This window comes from Nocardia elegans NBRC 108235 (genome assembly GCF_001612845.1).
Classification (GTDB): Bacteria; Actinomycetota; Actinomycetes; order Mycobacteriales; family Mycobacteriaceae; genus Nocardia; species Nocardia nova.
The window spans coordinates 19,012-34,436 of sequence record NZ_BDBF01000036.1; the positions used below are offsets into that span (position 1 = coordinate 19,012).

Annotated in this window: 12 protein-coding genes; 5 read left to right on the plus strand and 7 right to left on the minus strand. The window is 67.1% G+C overall.

The window, feature by feature from the left end; genetic code table 11:
- Nucleotides 1-15 precede the first annotated feature (15 nt).
- Complete coding sequence (locus NE2_RS23955) at nt 16-1,353, minus strand: acetyl-CoA C-acetyltransferase (protein WP_063029637.1); 1,338 nt, start codon at nt 1,351-1,353, stop codon at nt 16-18.
- A gap of 303 nt (nt 1,354-1,656) precedes the next feature.
- On the opposite strand from NE2_RS23955, the gene NE2_RS23960 reads away from it, so the two are divergent.
- Both NE2_RS23960 and NE2_RS23965 read left to right on the plus strand, forming a co-directional pair.
- On the plus strand, nt 1,657-3,018 hold the full coding sequence (locus NE2_RS23960; protein ID WP_082856781.1) for a 3-oxoacyl-ACP reductase: 1,362 nt from the start codon (nt 1,657-1,659) through the stop codon (nt 3,016-3,018).
- A 1-nt stretch (nt 3,019) separates the two neighbouring features.
- Nucleotides 3,020-3,889: a MaoC family dehydratase gene (locus tag NE2_RS23965; protein WP_063029639.1), complete on the plus strand. Its 870-nt coding sequence runs from the start codon at nt 3,020-3,022 to the stop codon at nt 3,887-3,889.
- Nucleotides 3,890-4,019: 130 nt separating this feature from the next.
- Here the strand turns inward: NE2_RS23965 and NE2_RS23970 are convergent, their stop codons facing one another.
- The 3 genes from NE2_RS23970 to NE2_RS23980 form a co-directional block, all read right to left on the minus strand.
- Nucleotides 4,020-5,453 (minus strand): DUF5685 family protein, encoded by a 1,434-nt coding sequence (locus NE2_RS23970; protein WP_063029641.1) that lies wholly within the window; start codon nt 5,451-5,453, stop codon nt 4,020-4,022.
- 110 nt (nt 5,454-5,563) lie between these two features.
- Nucleotides 5,564-6,163 (minus strand): TetR/AcrR family transcriptional regulator, encoded by a 600-nt coding sequence (locus tag NE2_RS23975; RefSeq protein WP_030514254.1) that lies wholly within the window; start codon nt 6,161-6,163, stop codon nt 5,564-5,566.
- 90 nt (nt 6,164-6,253) lie between these two features.
- The gene (locus NE2_RS23980; RefSeq protein WP_063029643.1) at nt 6,254-7,432 is read right to left on the minus strand and encodes a glycoside hydrolase family 3 N-terminal domain-containing protein; all 1,179 of its coding nucleotides are present in this window, start codon (nt 7,430-7,432) and stop codon (nt 6,254-6,256) included.
- 169 nt (nt 7,433-7,601) lie between these two features.
- On the opposite strand from NE2_RS23980, the gene NE2_RS36610 reads away from it, so the two are divergent.
- Complete coding sequence (locus NE2_RS36610) at nt 7,602-7,913, plus strand: hypothetical protein (RefSeq protein WP_063029645.1); 312 nt, start codon at nt 7,602-7,604, stop codon at nt 7,911-7,913.
- A 129-nt stretch (nt 7,914-8,042) separates the two neighbouring features.
- On the opposite strand, the gene gnd is transcribed toward NE2_RS36610, so the two are convergent.
- The 3 genes from gnd to NE2_RS24000 all read right to left on the minus strand — a co-directional run bounded on the left by gnd (nt 8,043) and on the right by NE2_RS24000 (nt 12,606).
- Nucleotides 8,043-9,071: a phosphogluconate dehydrogenase (NAD(+)-dependent, decarboxylating) gene (gnd, locus tag NE2_RS23990; protein WP_063029647.1), complete on the minus strand. Its 1,029-nt coding sequence runs from the start codon at nt 9,069-9,071 to the stop codon at nt 8,043-8,045.
- Between the two features lie 266 nt (nt 9,072-9,337).
- Nucleotides 9,338-10,420 (minus strand): glycoside hydrolase family 183 protein, encoded by a 1,083-nt coding sequence (locus tag NE2_RS23995; RefSeq protein ID WP_063029649.1) that lies wholly within the window; start codon nt 10,418-10,420, stop codon nt 9,338-9,340.
- 350 nt (nt 10,421-10,770) lie between these two features.
- Nucleotides 10,771-12,606, minus strand: coding sequence for an acyl-CoA dehydrogenase (locus NE2_RS24000; protein ID WP_063029651.1), 1,836 nt, complete (start codon nt 12,604-12,606; stop codon nt 10,771-10,773).
- A gap of 286 nt (nt 12,607-12,892) precedes the next feature.
- On the opposite strand from NE2_RS24000, the gene NE2_RS24005 reads away from it, so the two are divergent.
- Both NE2_RS24005 and NE2_RS24010 read left to right on the plus strand, forming a co-directional pair.
- Nucleotides 12,893-14,431 carry an arylsulfatase gene (locus NE2_RS24005; RefSeq protein WP_063029653.1) on the plus strand — a complete coding sequence of 513 codons (1,539 nt, stop codon included), beginning with the start codon at nt 12,893-12,895 and terminating at the stop codon, nt 14,429-14,431.
- Between the two features lie 2 nt (nt 14,432-14,433).
- Nucleotides 14,434-15,372: an HAD family hydrolase gene (locus NE2_RS24010; RefSeq protein WP_063029655.1), complete on the plus strand. Its 939-nt coding sequence runs from the start codon at nt 14,434-14,436 to the stop codon at nt 15,370-15,372.
- Nucleotides 15,373-15,425: the final 53 nt, after the last annotated feature.

Consider the following 15,425-nt stretch of genomic DNA (forward strand, 5'->3'; position numbering starts at 1 on the left):
AGGTGAAGTCGCGGATCAACGCTCCAGGATCGCGACCACACCCTGGCCGCCGGCGGCGCAGATGGAGATCAGCGCGCGTCCGGAACCCTTCTCCGCCAACTGCTTCGCGGTCTGGGCGACGATGCGTCCACCGGTCGCGGCGAACGGGTGCCCGGCGGCCAGCGAGGAGCCGTTGACATTGAGCTTGGTGCGGTCGATCGCACCGAGGGCTCCGTCCAGACCCAGGCGCTCCTTGCAGTACTGATCGGATTCCCACGCCTGCAGGGTGGCCAGCACGACCGAGGCGAACGCCTCGTGGATCTCGTAGTAGTCGAAATCCTGCAGGGTGAGGCCGTTACGGGCGAGCAGGCGCGGCACCGCGTAGGTCGGCGCCATCAGCAGGCCGTCCGGACCCCAGACGTAGTCGACCGCGGCGACTTCACTGTCGACGAGGTAGGCCAGCGGCTTCAGGTTGCGCTCGGCGGCCCACTCCTCGCTGCCCAGCAGCACCGCGGAGGCGCCGTCGGTGAGCGGGGTGGAGTTGCCGGCGGTCATGGTGGCGTCGCCGAGCTTGTTGCCGAACACCGGCTTCAGGGTGGCCAGCTTCTCCAGCGAGGAGTTCGGGCGCAGGTTGTCGTCGCGGGTCAGGCCCAGGAAGGGGGTGACCAGGTCGTCGAAGAAGCCGCGGTCGTAGGCGGCGGCCATGTTCTTGTGCGAGAGGTAGGCCAGTTCGTCCTGCGCCTCGCGGGCGATGCCGAATTCCTTCGCGGTGATCGCCGCGTGGTCACCCATCGACAGGCCGGTGCGGGGCTCGGCGTTGCGCGGGATCTCGATGCCGACCATGCTCGGGCGCAGCCGGCCCACGAGCTTGACGTAATCCTTGTTGCTGCGCGCCCGGTTGGCGTCGAGCATCCATTCACGCATGGATTCGCTGACGCCGATCGGCGCGTCGGAGGTGGTGTCGGTACCGCCGCCGATACCGGCCTCGATCCGGCCCAGCGCGATGGCGTCGCCGACGGTGACGATCGACTGCAGGCCCGTGCCGCAGGCCAGCTGCAGATCGTGGGCGGGGGTGTAGGGCGACAGTTCGCTGCCCAGCACGCTCTCGCGGACCATGCCGTGCTCGCCGACGCGCTTGAGCACCGCGCCACCGACGACCATGCCCAGCCGCTCGCCCTGCAGCCCGAATCGGCTGACCAGGCCGTTCAGCGCGGAGGTGAACATGTCCTGGTTCGAGGCGCGGGCGTAACGGCCGTCGGAGCGAGCGAACGGGATCCGATTACCGCCGAGGACGGCGACAGGTTTGGCCTGCTTGGCCTTGTCGGCCCGGCTGCTCGATGGTGCGGTCTTCGCCGAACGGGCTTTGGTAGTCACTCGAGTCTCCTTGGGGGACGGTCGGGCCGGCGGAGCTTGCGGAGCCGGCGGGTGGGTAGGCACTGTCTCGGCGGGTTTTCTGGGGCCGGAGCCGGGAATGCCGCATATTGGGGACGAAGTCGGTAACCCGGCCGACTGTATTGCCGGCGATTCCGTCGGTTTACATTAAACTTACTCTGGAGTAAGTTAATTGTCGACACCGTACCCCGAAGATGTGGGCTACAACGCGCGGGGTAGTGGGGAAATACGGAAACGGCAGACGTCCAGATCGTCCACATTCGACACAAGGAGAAGGTAGGAACAGTGGCAGCCAGCAAGAGCAAGGGTGCTCCCAACCTTTACGGTTCGTTCGTCAATTCCGCCCCCGGCGCCTTCCTGGCCGGCAAGTTGGGCCTGCCGCAGCCGGAGAAGCTGCGCCGTTACACCCCGGGCGAGCCGGCGTTGCCCGGTCCGGTCCTGCTCGGCGGTAAGGGTCGCGTCGCCGACGCCGCGCGCACCCTGTTGTCGGACTACACCTTCGTCGACGCCCCCACCCAGGGCGTGAAGCTCGGCGCGCTGGTCTTCGACGCCACCGGCATCGGCACCGTGGAGGAACTGTCGCAGCTGTTCGAGTTCTTCCAGCCGGCCATGCGCTCGATCGCCCCCTCCGGCCGCGTGCTGGTCGTCGGCACCACGCCGGAACTCGCGGGCAGCGTCGACGCGCAGATCGCGCAGCGCGCGCTGGAGGGTTTCTCCCGCAGCGTGGGTAAGGAACTCCTGCGCGGCGCTACCGCCAACCTGGTCTACCTGCACCCGGAGGCCGCCGCGGCCGCCACGGGTCTGGAGTCGACCCTGCGCTTCATCCTCTCGGCCAAGTCGGCGTTCGTCGACGGCCAGGTCTTCCGGGTCGGCAAGGACGACAACGCCGCGGCCGGCATCGACTGGACCAAGCCGCTCGACGGCAAGGTCGCCGTGGTCACCGGCGCCGCCCGCGGTATCGGCGCCACCATCGCCGAGGTGTTCGCCCGCGACGGCGCCACCGTGATCGTCGCCGACATCCCGGCCGCCGGTGAGGCGCTGTCGCAGACCGCCAACAAGGTCGGCGGCACGGCGCTCGCGGTCGACGTCACCGCTGCCGACGCCGCGGACAAGATCGCCGAATTCGCCACCGAGCGCTTCGGCGGCGTCGACATCATCGTGCACAACGCCGGCATCACCCGCGACAAGCTGCTCGCGAACATGGACGCCGCCCGCTGGGACGCCGTGCTCAACGTCAATCTCGCCGCGCCGCACCGCATTACCGAGGGCCTGGTGGCCAAGGGTGCGCTGAAGGAGGGCGGCCGGGTGATCGACGTGTCCTCGATCGCCGGTATCGCCGGTAACCGCGGCCAGACCAACTACGGCGCCTCCAAGGCCGGTGTCATCGGCATGGTGAACGCCGAGGCGCCCAAGCTGGCCGAGAAGGGCATCACCATCAACGCCGTCGCCCCCGGTTTCATCGAGACCGCGATGACCGCCGCCATTCCGGTCGGCACCCGCGAGGCGGGCCGGCTGCTCAGCTCGCTGCTGCAGGGCGGGCAGACCGTCGACGTCGCCGAGACCATCGCCTACTTCGCCAGCCCGGCCTCGAATGCGGTGAACGGCAACATCGTTCGCGTCTGCGGCCAGGCCATGATCGGAGCCTGACGTGGCAACCCAGACCATCTCGCTGAACGAGCCGCCCAAGACCGGCAGCCTGTATCTCAAGGCCGCCCTGGGTGCCGTTCCGCTGCCGCTGGTGTCGGCGCGCAAGTCCGAGATTCCGGACCGCGCGGTCGAGTGGAACGGCGTCCGCGTCGATCCCGACCACCTCGCCGCCTACTGCCACGCGACCGGGCTGCGCTTCGGCGACTCCCTGCCGCTGACCTATCCGTTCGTGCTCACCTTTCCCGTGGTGATGCAGCTGGTGGTGGCCCGGGACTTCCCGTTCGTCGCGGTCGGCGCGGTGCACGCGGAGAATCTGATCGAGCGCACCCGCGAGATCTCGGTCAGCGAACCGCTCGACATCCGCGCCCACGTGGAGAATCTGCGGGAGCACCCGAAGGGTCTGCTGGTCGATGCGATCAGCGAGATCAGCGTGGGTCGGGAGCTGGTGTGGCGGCAGGTCACGACCTTCCTGCACCAGCAGCGCACCTCGTTGTCCGGTGGCCCGAAGGCCGCGCCGCCCCCGGACGAGGTGCCTCCGCCGCCGCTGCGCACGCTGAAGGTCGACCAGGCGATGATCCATCGCTACGCTGCCGCCTCCGGTGACCGCAACCCGATCCACATGTCGGCTCTCGGGGCGAAGGCCTTCGGCTTCCCGCGCTCCATCGCCCACGGCATGTGGTCGGCCGCCGCGATCCTCGGCGTGATCGAGGGCCGGGTGCCCGCGAAGACGTCGTACGCGGTGAAATTCGGTAAGCCGATCCTGCTGCCGTCCACGGTCAACGTCTACGCCGACCAGACCGCCGAGGGCTGGGATCTGTCGCTGAAACATCCGAAGAAGGGCTACCCTCATCTGACCGCGACGCTGCGCTGAGCAGCGAACGGCACGAACAGCCGCCCACCTTCTCGGCGGCCGCATATCGGATCGCATGGGGGATTCGATATGTGGCGGAGGCGAAAAGGTGGGCGGCTGTTGCCGTTCCGGCCGGCGACCGGCGGCCGGATCAGCAGTTGCAGTCGCAGCCGCAGCAATCGCAGTCACAGTCGCCGCAACTGTTGCAACAGCTGCAGCAATCGCCACAGCCCTCGCAGTCGCAGCAGTCGTCACAATCGCAGTCGCAGCGTTGTATCCAGGCTTCCCGGTGTTCACCGCTGCACGGCCGCCGATGCCCGCCACAGCAGGCGTATCCGGTGCAGTACACCCCGCAGATGATCCCGACGCCCTGCCAGAAGGTGGGCCGTCGCGGGGGCTCGTGCGGCGGCTCGTCCGAGGGCGGATACGGATCGCTCGGCGGCCGATCGCCGAACGGCGGCGGAATGTCGTAGGGCTGCACCGGGCCGGCGTGCCCGGCTGCCACGGGGTAGCCCAGCAGCTGTACTGCGGCGTCGGCAGCGGCGCCGTCGGAAAGCGTTCGGCCGCCGCGTTTTCCGCGGCCGCAGGCGGCTTTCGCGTCGCCGCATGCTACGGCCGCGGCTCGGCCCAGCTTCCGGACGACACCGCGCAACGGATCGAGCAGCAGCCAGCGGACGGCGGGAACGTGGGCGAGCTTCGCCTGGTGTAGCGCGCGGCGGATTTCGGCGTCGGATTCACGCAGCAGGCCATGCGCCTCTTCGGCGCTCACTCCGACGGCGAGAAGCGGGTTGAAGCGATTCCGGCGGCGGTCGTCGTCCAGATCTTCGATGGCGTCGGCCAGGTGAGCGATGCGGCCGAAATGCCATCCGGCATCTCGGAGGGCCGGCGTGTTCTCCGGTCGGCCCGCCAGCACCGCGCTGTGGGCGAACAGTTCCGCGGCACACATCTGTGTCGGCTCGGTGAGGGTGGCGAGGAGCGCGGCCGGTGTGGAACCGATTGTCCGCGTGGCGCTTTCGACGTCGGAGCCCCGGGAGTCGACCGCGGCAGCCCCGCGCCCGTGTGCCGCCTGCAAACGCGGTTGCCCGCCGCGCGCCGTGTGAATCCGCACTGCCTGTTCGAGTTCCGCCTGGCGGCCGATCGCGGCGATCAGCGGTTCGATATCCAGCCCGATGTCGGCGGCGTTCGCGCGCGCCGAGGCGAACCAGCGATCGGCCACCTTCCGCATGGGCCGCCGGACCAGCGGGCCCGCATCGCCGTCGTCGGCATGGTCGCGAATCTTGGCCGCTCCCAGCAGGAGTGACGCGGTGGTCGCCAGCCGCACCCCGGGGGAGTCGGCCGCGGCGACCGAGGCCCGCTGCATGCCGCGCAGCGCGCACGGCCCGGCCGCGGTTCGCGCGGACTCACCGGCCTGTGCTTCCGTCAGCACGTTCAGCACGATCGCATCGGTATTGGTCGCGGTGCGGGCCAATTGACCGTGCCCGTCGCGCAGGCCCAGGCACAGTCCGCACATCTGCGTGCGCCAATCCGCCGCGTCCAGGCCGTATTTCGCCGCGCTGTGCGCGCACGGCGTGAGAAGTCCGAACAATTCCGCCCCGTAGAATCGGCGGCCGCATCGGCAATCCGGCCGTCTGTGCAATCCGCACTCTGGCAGGTGCCGACCGCGCCGCGCAACTCGGACCGCGCGATTCGCCGGTGCTACTCGGCCTTCTTCTTACCGGCCAGACCGCGCCAGGCCAGATTGTCCAGGAGGTCGACCGCGCTGGCGACATCCACCTCACCGCTGGCGATCCGGTCGGCGATCGCCTCGCCCGCGCCGATCACCGCCACCGCGACGATGTCGAAATCCGTTCCGGGCTCGGCATATTTGGCGCTCGACTCGAGCAGTTTCGCGGTCAGTTCGATGATGCGCTCGCGACTGTTCGCGATCTCGGAGGCGAACGGCTGCTGCCCGAGGGCCTGCCGATACAGCACCGACCACGACAGCCGGTTGTTGTCGACATAGGACAGGAATGCCTCGAGCCCGGCCCGCAGCTGCTCGTGCGGGGTGAGCTTGGGGTTGCCGGCCACCGCGACGGCCTCGATGAACCGTGCGCTCTCGCGCTGAATGCAGGCCCGGAACAGTTCGTCCTTGGAGCCGTAGTACAAATACAACATCGGCTTGGAGATCTTGGCCTCGGCCGCGATGGCATCCATCGACGTGTCGTGATATCCCTTTCGGGAGAAGACCTCGACGGCGGCGTCCAGCATCTGCTGCTCACGAACCGCCCTGGGAAGCCGCTTCGTTCCGCCTGCCATCCACACTCCTAGCCCATATCGAAACCCCTATCTTACTCCAAGGTAAGTTTCGGAGAACAACGAATTGCCACCGATTCGCTGAAGCCGGGCTCAGCAGGGGAGCTGGATGCCTTTGTACTTGGCCACCCGCAGGACCGAATCGTCGACCTGCTTCATGGTCAGCTTCCCGTCGCGAACTTCCTGCTCGAGCCGGTCGAGTACCGAGCTGACGGCGTCGGTGCTGATCCACAGCGCGTCGTCGGCGCCGGCCTCCAGGGCGGCGGCTACCGCGTCCTCGATGCCCATCCGGGCGGTGATGGCCGCCATGCCGCTCAGGTCGTCGGTGAAGATCGGGCCGTCGTAGGGCTTGGCGTTGTAGCCGGTGCCCTGGCGCAGCAGTGCCATCGCCTGCGGGCTGATGCTCGCCGGAACGTTGGGCGTGGTCAGCCCGGGAACGTCCAGATGGCCGACCATCACCGCGGCGCCGGAGTCGATCAGGTTCCGGAACGGCACCAGATCCACCTGCTGCATCTGATCCAGCGGGGGCGTGCGCACCGCGCCGGTGTGGGAATCGCCCGACCCGTGCCCGTGGCCGGGGAAGTGCTTCATCACCGCGCCGACACCGGCATCGTGCATGGCCCGGATGTAGGCGCCGGCGTATTCGGTGACGACCTGCGGATCCTGCGAGTAGGACCGGTCGCCGATCACCGCGTCGTCGGGCTCGTCGCTGACGTCCACGTCGGGCGCGAAGTCGACGGTGATGCCGAGCTTCTTCATGGCCTGCCCGCGGGCCAGGCTCTGCTGGTAGTACTCGTCGGTCGACATGGTCTGCGCGGCGACCCGGGCCGAGGGCGCCTGCCCGATCAGGTTCTGCAACCGCGACACCCGGCCGCCTTCTTCGTCGATGGTCACCATCAGCGGTGTGCGCGCGGCGGCCTTCACCTGGTCGAGTCCCTGGCCCGACAGCATGGACTGGTCGGTCCAGCTGCCGACGAAGATGCCGCCCACCTGTTCCCCGCGCACCACCTGTTCGGCGTCGGCGGCGTTCTTGACGCCCACGGTGAGCAGCTGCGCCAGCTTCTGCCGGGTGGTGAACTGCGCGAGATAGCCTGCGGCGCAGTCCTGCTGGTTACCGGTTGTGGTGGTCGCGGGGGTGGCGCCCGTCGCGTTCGTCGTGCCCGGTGCGGCGCTGGGGCTGGTCGTGGTGGTGGAGGTGGAGCCGCCACCACCGGAGCACCCCGCGAGGGCGACTGCGGCTACTGCGAGAACGATCCCGGCAACGTTGCGCATGGACCGACCGTAGCCGTTCGAGGCGCCGGAACCTACCCGTGGTCGCCGACCGCACCCCTGCCCCGGAAATCGCACACCGAGAATCTGCAACTCGGCCACCGCGAACTGCAGTGGGCCGGGCGGTCAGGTCGGCGCCGACTTCGGTGGCGGCCTCGTCGACGCCGAACTGATGGGAACCCTCTACGAACTGCCCGGTATCGCCGACGCCGCACATACCGTCCTCGGCGCCGTCCAGCGCACGGCCGGCCCGCAGGCGGTCGCGATGCTGCCGGAGGGACTGCGTGCGCTGGCAGACGCCGCGCACACTCAGCTCGACGGGCTGGAGCCGAAATATCCTGAGATGCGGCCGGATTCGAAGCTGAACCAGGCCGGCCGGGCGGTGGCCGATGTATTCCGCTCGATGCTCACCGACCTCTACGGCTGGGGCACCGACCTGTTCGGCATGCAGACCATCGACTGGCTCGACCGGCAATTCGACTGAGCGGAGACATCAGGGCATTCCTCTGGGGACTGGGCTACCTGCTCACCTTCGGACCACTGGCGGCGCTGGACATGGTCGGCCGAGCCGTCGAAAGCCTGAGCTGAACCGGGCGCGAAACTGCGCCTGCGGCTACGTGCCCGGCAGCTCGTTGTGCCCGCCGAACGCCTTGCGCATGGCCGAGAGCACCTTGTCCGCGTAGAGCGCCTCACCGCGCGAGGAGAACCGCTCGTACAGCGCGGTCGAGAGCACCGGGGCGGGCACACCCTCGTCGATCGCGGCGTGGATGGTCCAGCGTCCCTCGCCCGAATCCGACACCCGCCCACCGAAGCTGGTCAGGTCTGGATCGGCGTGCAGCGCGGCCGCGGTCAGATCCAGCAGCCAGGACGCGACCACCGATCCGCGCCGCCACACCTCGGTGACCTCCGGCACGTCGATGTCGAACTGGTAGTACTCCGGATTCTCCAGCGGGGACACCTCGGCCGAATGCGCGTCGTCGAGTTCCTTGCCGATATTGGCCTTGTGCAGGATGTTCAGGCCTTCGGCGTAGGCGGCCATCGCGCCGTATTCGATGCCGTTATGCACCATTTTTACGAAATGTCCGGCACCGGCGGGACCGCAGTGCAGGTAGCCCTGCTCGGCGGGAGAGGGCTCACCGGTGCGACCGGGGGTGCGCTCGGCGGCGTCGACACCCGGTGCGATCGACTTGAAAAGCGGTTCCAGATGGGCGACCTGCTCGGCTTCGCCGCCGATCATCAGGCAGTAGCCGCGGTCCAGCCCCCACACGCCGCCGGAGGTGCCGATGTCGAGGTAGTGAATGCCTTTGGGCGCCAGGGCCTTGGCCCGCTCGATGTCCTCGTGGTAGCGGCTGTTACCGCCGTCGATGATGATGTCGCCCGGTTCCAGCAGTTCGGCGATCCGGTCGATGACCGCGCCGGTCGCACCGGCCGGAATCATCACCCAGACCACGCGCGGCTTCTCGAGCAGCGCGACGAAGGCCGGGTAGTCGGTCGCGCCCTGGAAGCTGTCGCCCAGTTCGTCGGTGAATTCCTTGATCTGGTCCTCGTGCCGGGAGTATCCGACCGCGGTGTGACCGTCCTTGACGATGCGCCGCACGATGTTGGCACCCATTCGGCCGAGCCCGATCATTCCCAGCTGCATACTCTTCTCCTAGAGTCGTCCGAGCTTCGGCAGGTCCGAGCTCTGCTTGCTGCTGTACCGCGGCGGGAGACCAGCGCCCTGCACCGCCACCGCTCTCGATTGTCCCCGCTGCCCCGATCGAAAATTTCTCCGGTGTCGAAACGAATCGTGTAACACCCCGAGCCCGGTCCCGATAATCAGATCGGCTCCGTGCAGTTGCCAGACCCCCGACCCGGCAACCGCACGGAGCCGTCTTCATGTCCTCGCGGCCTCCGGCTCCCGCACTTCTACAGCGGCGTCTTCATGAGCACGACGTTGTACTGGTTGTGCATGGTGAGCAGGAAGTACAGGTCGCCGCCGGTCTGATACGGGTAGATCATCGGCGCGTACATGGTCGGCAGATCGCGCACGTCGATCACGACGCGCGGCGCACTCCACGGGCCCTCCGGGTTCGGCGCGGTCCGCATGACCACGGAGTCGAAGGGATCGGTGGTCAGCATCACGTACTGGCCCAGATGCGCGTTCCACTGCACCGACAGCTCGCCCACGCCGCCGACGATCGGCTTGGCCGCGTTGGCGTCCTTCGGCTTCCACGCGCCGCCGTCCCAGTACTCGTAGGCGTCGATATTGGCGATATCGGCTTCCTTGACCCGCGAGATGAATCCGGGCTGGTTGCGGCCCGCCGGGGTGCCGTACTTGTAGACGTAGCCGCCGGCCTTCAGGAAGGCGTTCTGCTGGAAACTCTGGAAGCCGTTCTCGTTGCCGCGGCGGGTGGTCGGCAGCTGCGCCCAGGTCTGGCCGTCGTCACCGGAGACGGCCAGGGTGGAGAAGTTGGTGTCCCAGTGTCCATCCGGGCCCCACTCCCGCACCGACATCATCGACATGTACTGCACGCCGTTGACCGAGATGCCCGCGGTCGGAATGAAACTGATCTCGATGCCCGGAATCTTCGGGCTGGGCAGCGGATTGTCCACGAAGCTCGTGTAGTTCACACCCGCCGCCGGGTCCGCGTCGGCCGGGCTGCGGAACAGCACGTTCGAGCGCCACGCCCAGATGCTGCCGGCCAGCACGTTCGGCACGCCGAGGCCGGCGGTGTCGCCGTAGGCGGTGATCATCTGGCCGCGCCCGTCGTCCCACATGATGCCGAGGTCGGTGCCCAGCACGTTCTGGTTCTGCGTCCGGTTCGGCGAGGCCATTCCGGTGGCCTGGTAGACCGCCTGTGTCGGGCCCGGGAGCTGCGGCAATCCGTTGATGCCGTTCAGTCCGGGAATCGGATTGATGTTGTTCGGGTCGGCTCCGGCCGGCGATGCCGTCAGGCCCAGCAGCGCGACCGCCGCGCAAGCTCCCGCCAGTGCGGACAGTCGTCTCATATTCCGAATTCCTTCCATGAGTCGCGCCGTGGGTATTGTGCCTGCCCTCGGCGGACGGCGTGCTCCATGCCGACGAAACTCTCGTCACATCGGCGCGGCACGGCGTTGTCTCGGTTGTCTCGGTTTATGTATGGCGCACCAGACCCCGGGGCACTCCAGTGCCGACATTATTACCCGGTCTCGATTCCGGTGCAGGACCGGCGGTCCGGGCGTGCCGTCCGGATCGCTGCCCAGGCCTTCGCATTCGGGACCCGGAGCCCCTTCGCATTCGGGACCCGGAACGGCAGCGGCCCCGCCTCCCGAAGGCGGGAGGCAGGGCCGCTGTGTTCACGTGGTGGACGAGGAGGCGATCAGAAGGCCGCTTCGTCGAGCTCCATCACGTCGTTGTCCAGGTTGGACAGCACGGTGCGGGTGGAGGTCAGCTCCGGCAGCACGTTGCGGGCGAAGAACTGAGCCACGGCGACCTTGCCGTTGTAGAAGGCCTCGTCGGAACCGGTGGCGCCGTTGTCGAGGGCCTTGATGGCGACCTCGGCCTGACGCAGCAGCTGCCAGCCGATCAGCAGGTCGCCCACCGCCATCAGGAAGCGGACCGAACCCAGGCCGACCTTGTACAGCTCCTTGGCGTCCTCCTGCGCACCCATCAGGTGACCGGTCAGGGTGGCGGCCATGGCCTGCACATCCTCGAGCGCGGTGGCCAGCAGCTTGCGCTCGCCCTTCAGGCGGCCGTTGCCGGCCTCGGACTCGATGAACTTCTGCACCTGGCCGGCCACGTGGGCCAGCGCCACGCCGCGATCGCGAGCGATCTTGCGGAAGAAGAAGTCCTGCGCCTGGATGGCGGTGGTGCCCTCGTACAGCGAGTCGATCTTCGCGTCGCGGATGTACTGCTCGATCGGGTAGTCCTGCAGGAAGCCGGAACCACCGAAGGTCTGCAGCGAATCGGTCAGGTACTGGTAGGCCCGCTCGGAGCCCACACCCTTGACGATCGGCAGCAGCAGGTCGTTGACGCGGAACGCGAGATCCTTGTCGGCACCCGAGACCAGCTGAGCGATGTCCTCGTTCTGGTGGGCGGCGGTGTAGAGGTAGATCGCGCGCAGGCCCTCGGCGTAGGCCTTCTGCATCATCAGCGAGCGGCGCACGTCCGGGTGGTGGGTGATGGTGACGCGCGGAGCGGTCTTGTCGGTCATCTGAGTCAGATCCGCACCCTGCACACGCTGCTTGGCGTAGTCCAGCGCGTTCAGGTAACCGGTCGACAGGGTCGCGATGGCCTTGGTGCCCACCATCATTCGGGCGTTCTCGATCACGTCGAACATCTGCGCGATGCCGTTGTGGACCTCGCCGACGAGCCAGCCCTTGGCCGGGACGCCGTGGCCACCGAAGGTGACCTCACAGGTGGCCGAGACCTTCAGGCCCATCTTGTGCTCGACGTTGGTGACGAATACGCCGTTGCGCTCGCCCAGGGTCCGGTTCTCGAAGTCGAAGTGGAACTTCGGCACGAAGAACAGCGACAGGCCCTTGGTGCCCGGGCCGGCGCCCTCGGGGCGGGCCAGCACCAGGTGGAAGATGTTCTCGAACATGTCGTCGGAGTCACCGGAGGTGATGAACCGCTTGACACCCTCGATGTGCCAGGAGCCGTCCTCCTGCTGGATGGCCTTGGTGCGGCCGGCGCCCACATCGGAGCCGGCGTCGGGCTCGGTCAGCACCATGGTGGCGCCCCAGTTGCGCTCGACGGCGATCTCGGCCCACTTCTTCTGCTCGTCGGTGGCGTTGTTCCAGAAGATCTGGCCGAACGGGCCACCGGCGGCGTACATCGCGACGGCCGGGTTCGAGCCCAGGATCATCTCGTTGAGGGCCCAGACCACCGAACGCGGCGCGGGCAGGCCGCCCAGCTCCTCGTTCAGGCCGACCTTGTTCCAGCCGGCCTCTTCGTAGGCCTTGAAGGACTTCTTGAACGACTCCGGAATAGAGACGCTGTGGGTGTTGGGGTCGAACACCGGCGGGTTGCGGTCGGCGTCGGCGAAGGACTCGGCGACCGGCCCCTCGGCCAGGCGGCGTACCTCTTCGATGATGTTCTTGACCGTGTCGGTGTCCAGGTCACCGTAGGCGCCGGAATCCAGCACCGAGCCGATGCCCAGCACCTCGAAGAGGTTGAACTCCAGGTCGCGGACGTTGCTCTTGTAATGGCCCATCTCTGTTACTCACTCTCCGTTGAGTCGGTGCGGGTCGGTGTGTGCCGTTCCCGCCCATGTGTCTCCACACCGGGTAGTCGAACGGAACATCCGCCTTCTACTCGCGGGTAACTTACAGCGTATATTACCGATGAGTAATGGGCTTGGAAAGCGCTGACCGGGCGATGTGACGAGATGAACACGCGGCCGCCGGCTCACCGCAATCACCCGTCGCGGGTGAGGTGTCCGCGGGTGGTCGCGAGCAGGGTGTCGGCAGGGTAGTTCACCTGCGCCGAAGGAGGCCGCTGTGCCGGATTCGAAGCCGAACATCCTGGTTATCTGGGGTGACGACATCGGTATCACCAATCTCAGCTGCTACAGCGACGGCCTGATGGGCTATCGCACGCCCAATATCGACCGGCTCGCCGAGGAAGGCATGCGGTTCACCGACTCCTACGGCGAACAGAGCTGTACGGCCGGGCGGGCCTCCTTCATCACCGGGCAGAGTGTCTACCGCACCGGGATGAGCAAGGTCGGAGTGCCCGGCGCCGGCATCGGTCTGTCTCCCGAGGATCCGACCATCGCCGAGCTGCTGAAACCGCTCGGCTACGCGACCGGGCAGTTCGGCAAGAACCACCTCGGCGACCTCAACAAATTCCTGCCGACGGTCCGCGGATTCGACGAGTTCTTCGGCAACCTCTACCACCTGAACGCGGAGGAGGAACCCGAACTGCCGGACTACCCGCACAAGGACGCCTATCCGCGGCTGTACGACCTGCAACGCCCACGCGGGGTGCTGCACTCGTGGGCGACCGACGAGGACGACCCCACCGAGGACCCGCGCTTCGGGCGCGTCGGCAAACAACGTATCGAGGACACCGGGCCGCTGACCAAGAAGCGGATGGAGACGATCGACGAGGATGTGGCCGAGGCCTGCGTCGATTTCCTCACCCGTCAGCAGCGGGCGGGCGCGCCGTTCTTCGTCTGGCTGAACTTCACGCACATGCATCTGCGCACGCACACCAAGCTGGAAAGTGTTGGGCAGGCGGGGTTCTGGCAGTCGCCGTACCACGACACGATGATCGACCACGACCGCAATGTGGGCCGCGTGCTCGATGCCCTCGACGAGCTCGGCCTGGCCGACAACACGATCGTCATCTACAGCACCGACAACGGCCCGCACGCCAACACCTGGCCCGACGGCGCGACCACCCCGTTCCGCAGCGAGAAGGACACCAACTGGGAGGGTGCGTTCCGGGTGCCGCAGGTGATCCGCTGGCCGGGCCACATCGCCGCCCGCTCCATCTCCAACGACATAGTGCAGCACCATGATTGGCTGCCGACCCTGCTCGCCGCGGCCGGCGAACCGGATATCGTCGACAAGCTGAAACAGGGACATGTGGTGGGGGACAAGACTTTCAAGGTCCACATCGACGGCTACAACCTGCTGCCCTACCTCACCGGCGAGACCGAACACAGCCCGCGGCGCGGCATGGTCTATTTCTCCGACGACTGCGATGTGCTCGGAATCCGGTTCGAGAATTGGAAGATCGTGTTCATGGAGCAGCGCAAACAGGGCACGCTCGGAATCTGGGCCGAACCCTTCACCCCGCTGCGGGTGCCGAAACTGTTCAATCTGCGCACCGACCCGTTCGAGCGGGCCGACGTCACGTCCAACACCTATTGGGACTGGTTCCTCGACCACGACTACATCGCCTTCTACGGAACGGCAATCGCGACGGCTTTCCTCGACACGTTCAAGGAATTTCCGCCCCGTCAGGAACCGGCCACCTTCACCATCAACCAGGCGGTCGCCAAACTGCACGACTTCCTCGCCCGGGACTGACGATGGCGGTGTCGCTGGAATCATGGAACGACGGTGAAACCACTTCGGCCATCGTCGATTTCGTCGCTCGCGTCACCGATCGGGACGGGCCCGACTATGTCGAACCGTCCGCGCGGATAGCGGTATTCGACAACGACGGCACCCTGTGGTGTGAGAAGCCGATGCCGATTCAGCTCGACTTCACCATCCGGCGACTGGCCGAAATGGCCGAGCAGGAACCGCAATTGCGCACGCAACAGCCGTGGCGCGCGGCCTACGAGCAGGACCTGCAGTGGCTCGGCGCGGCGATGGTCAAGCACTACCACGGTGACGACGCCGATCTGAAATTGTTGATGGGCGCGGTAACTCGCGCGTTCGGTGAGATCAGCGTCGAGGATTACGACGCGCGGGTGGCGGCATTCTTCTCCCGTGCCGACCACCCGACCCTCGGCCGCCCGTATCACGGCTGCGGTTTCGCTCCGATGGTCGAACTGCTGTGGTATTTGCGCGACAGCGAATTCACCACCTACATCGCCTCCGGTGGTGATCGGGATTTCATGCGCCCGGTCGCGGGGGATCTCTACGGGGTGCCGCCGGAGCGGGTGATCGGCAGTGCGCTCGGGTTGACCTATCGGGAACGGGAAGGCCGCAGCGACCTGCTCTACAAATCCGCGATGGATTTCTTCGACGACGGGCCGGAGAAACCGGTTCGAATCTGGAGCCGGATCGGCCGCCGTCCCATCCTGTCGGTCGGCAATTCCAACGGCGATCTGCCCATGCTGTCGTTCTCCGAACTCGCGGGCGCGCCGTCGTTGCGCATGCTGATCCTGCACGACGACGCGGACCGGGAATTCGACTACGTCGCCGGCGCCGAGGATGCGCTCGAGCACGCGCGTCGCAACGACTGGACGGTGGTCAGCATGAAAAATGACTGGGCGCAGATCTTCACACCCGATTCGTAGGAACGGCCCGTGAACATTTCGATCGCCACCGACGTGCGGCAGATACCCGCACA

Bases quoted from the DNA above. Each gene is read 5' to 3' on its own strand.
- NE2_RS23975 (WP_030514254.1), bottom strand. From the start codon at position 6,163: ATGGCAGGCGGAACGAAGCGGCTTCCCAGGGCGGTTCGTGAGCAGCAG.
- NE2_RS23980 (WP_063029643.1), bottom strand. From the start codon at position 7,432: ATGCGCAACGTTGCCGGGATCGTTCTCGCAGTAGCCGCAGTCGCCCTC.
- NE2_RS36610 (WP_063029645.1), top strand. From the start codon at position 7,602: ATGGGAACCCTCTACGAACTGCCCGGTATCGCCGACGCCGCACATACC.
- gnd (WP_063029647.1), bottom strand. From the start codon at position 9,071: ATGCAGCTGGGAATGATCGGGCTCGGCCGAATGGGTGCCAACATCGTG.
- NE2_RS23995 (WP_063029649.1), bottom strand. From the start codon at position 10,420: ATGAGACGACTGTCCGCACTGGCGGGAGCTTGCGCGGCGGTCGCGCTG.
- NE2_RS24000 (WP_063029651.1), bottom strand. From the start codon at position 12,606: ATGGGCCATTACAAGAGCAACGTCCGCGACCTGGAGTTCAACCTCTTC.
- NE2_RS24010 (WP_063029655.1), top strand. From the start codon at position 14,434: ATGGCGGTGTCGCTGGAATCATGGAACGACGGTGAAACCACTTCGGCC.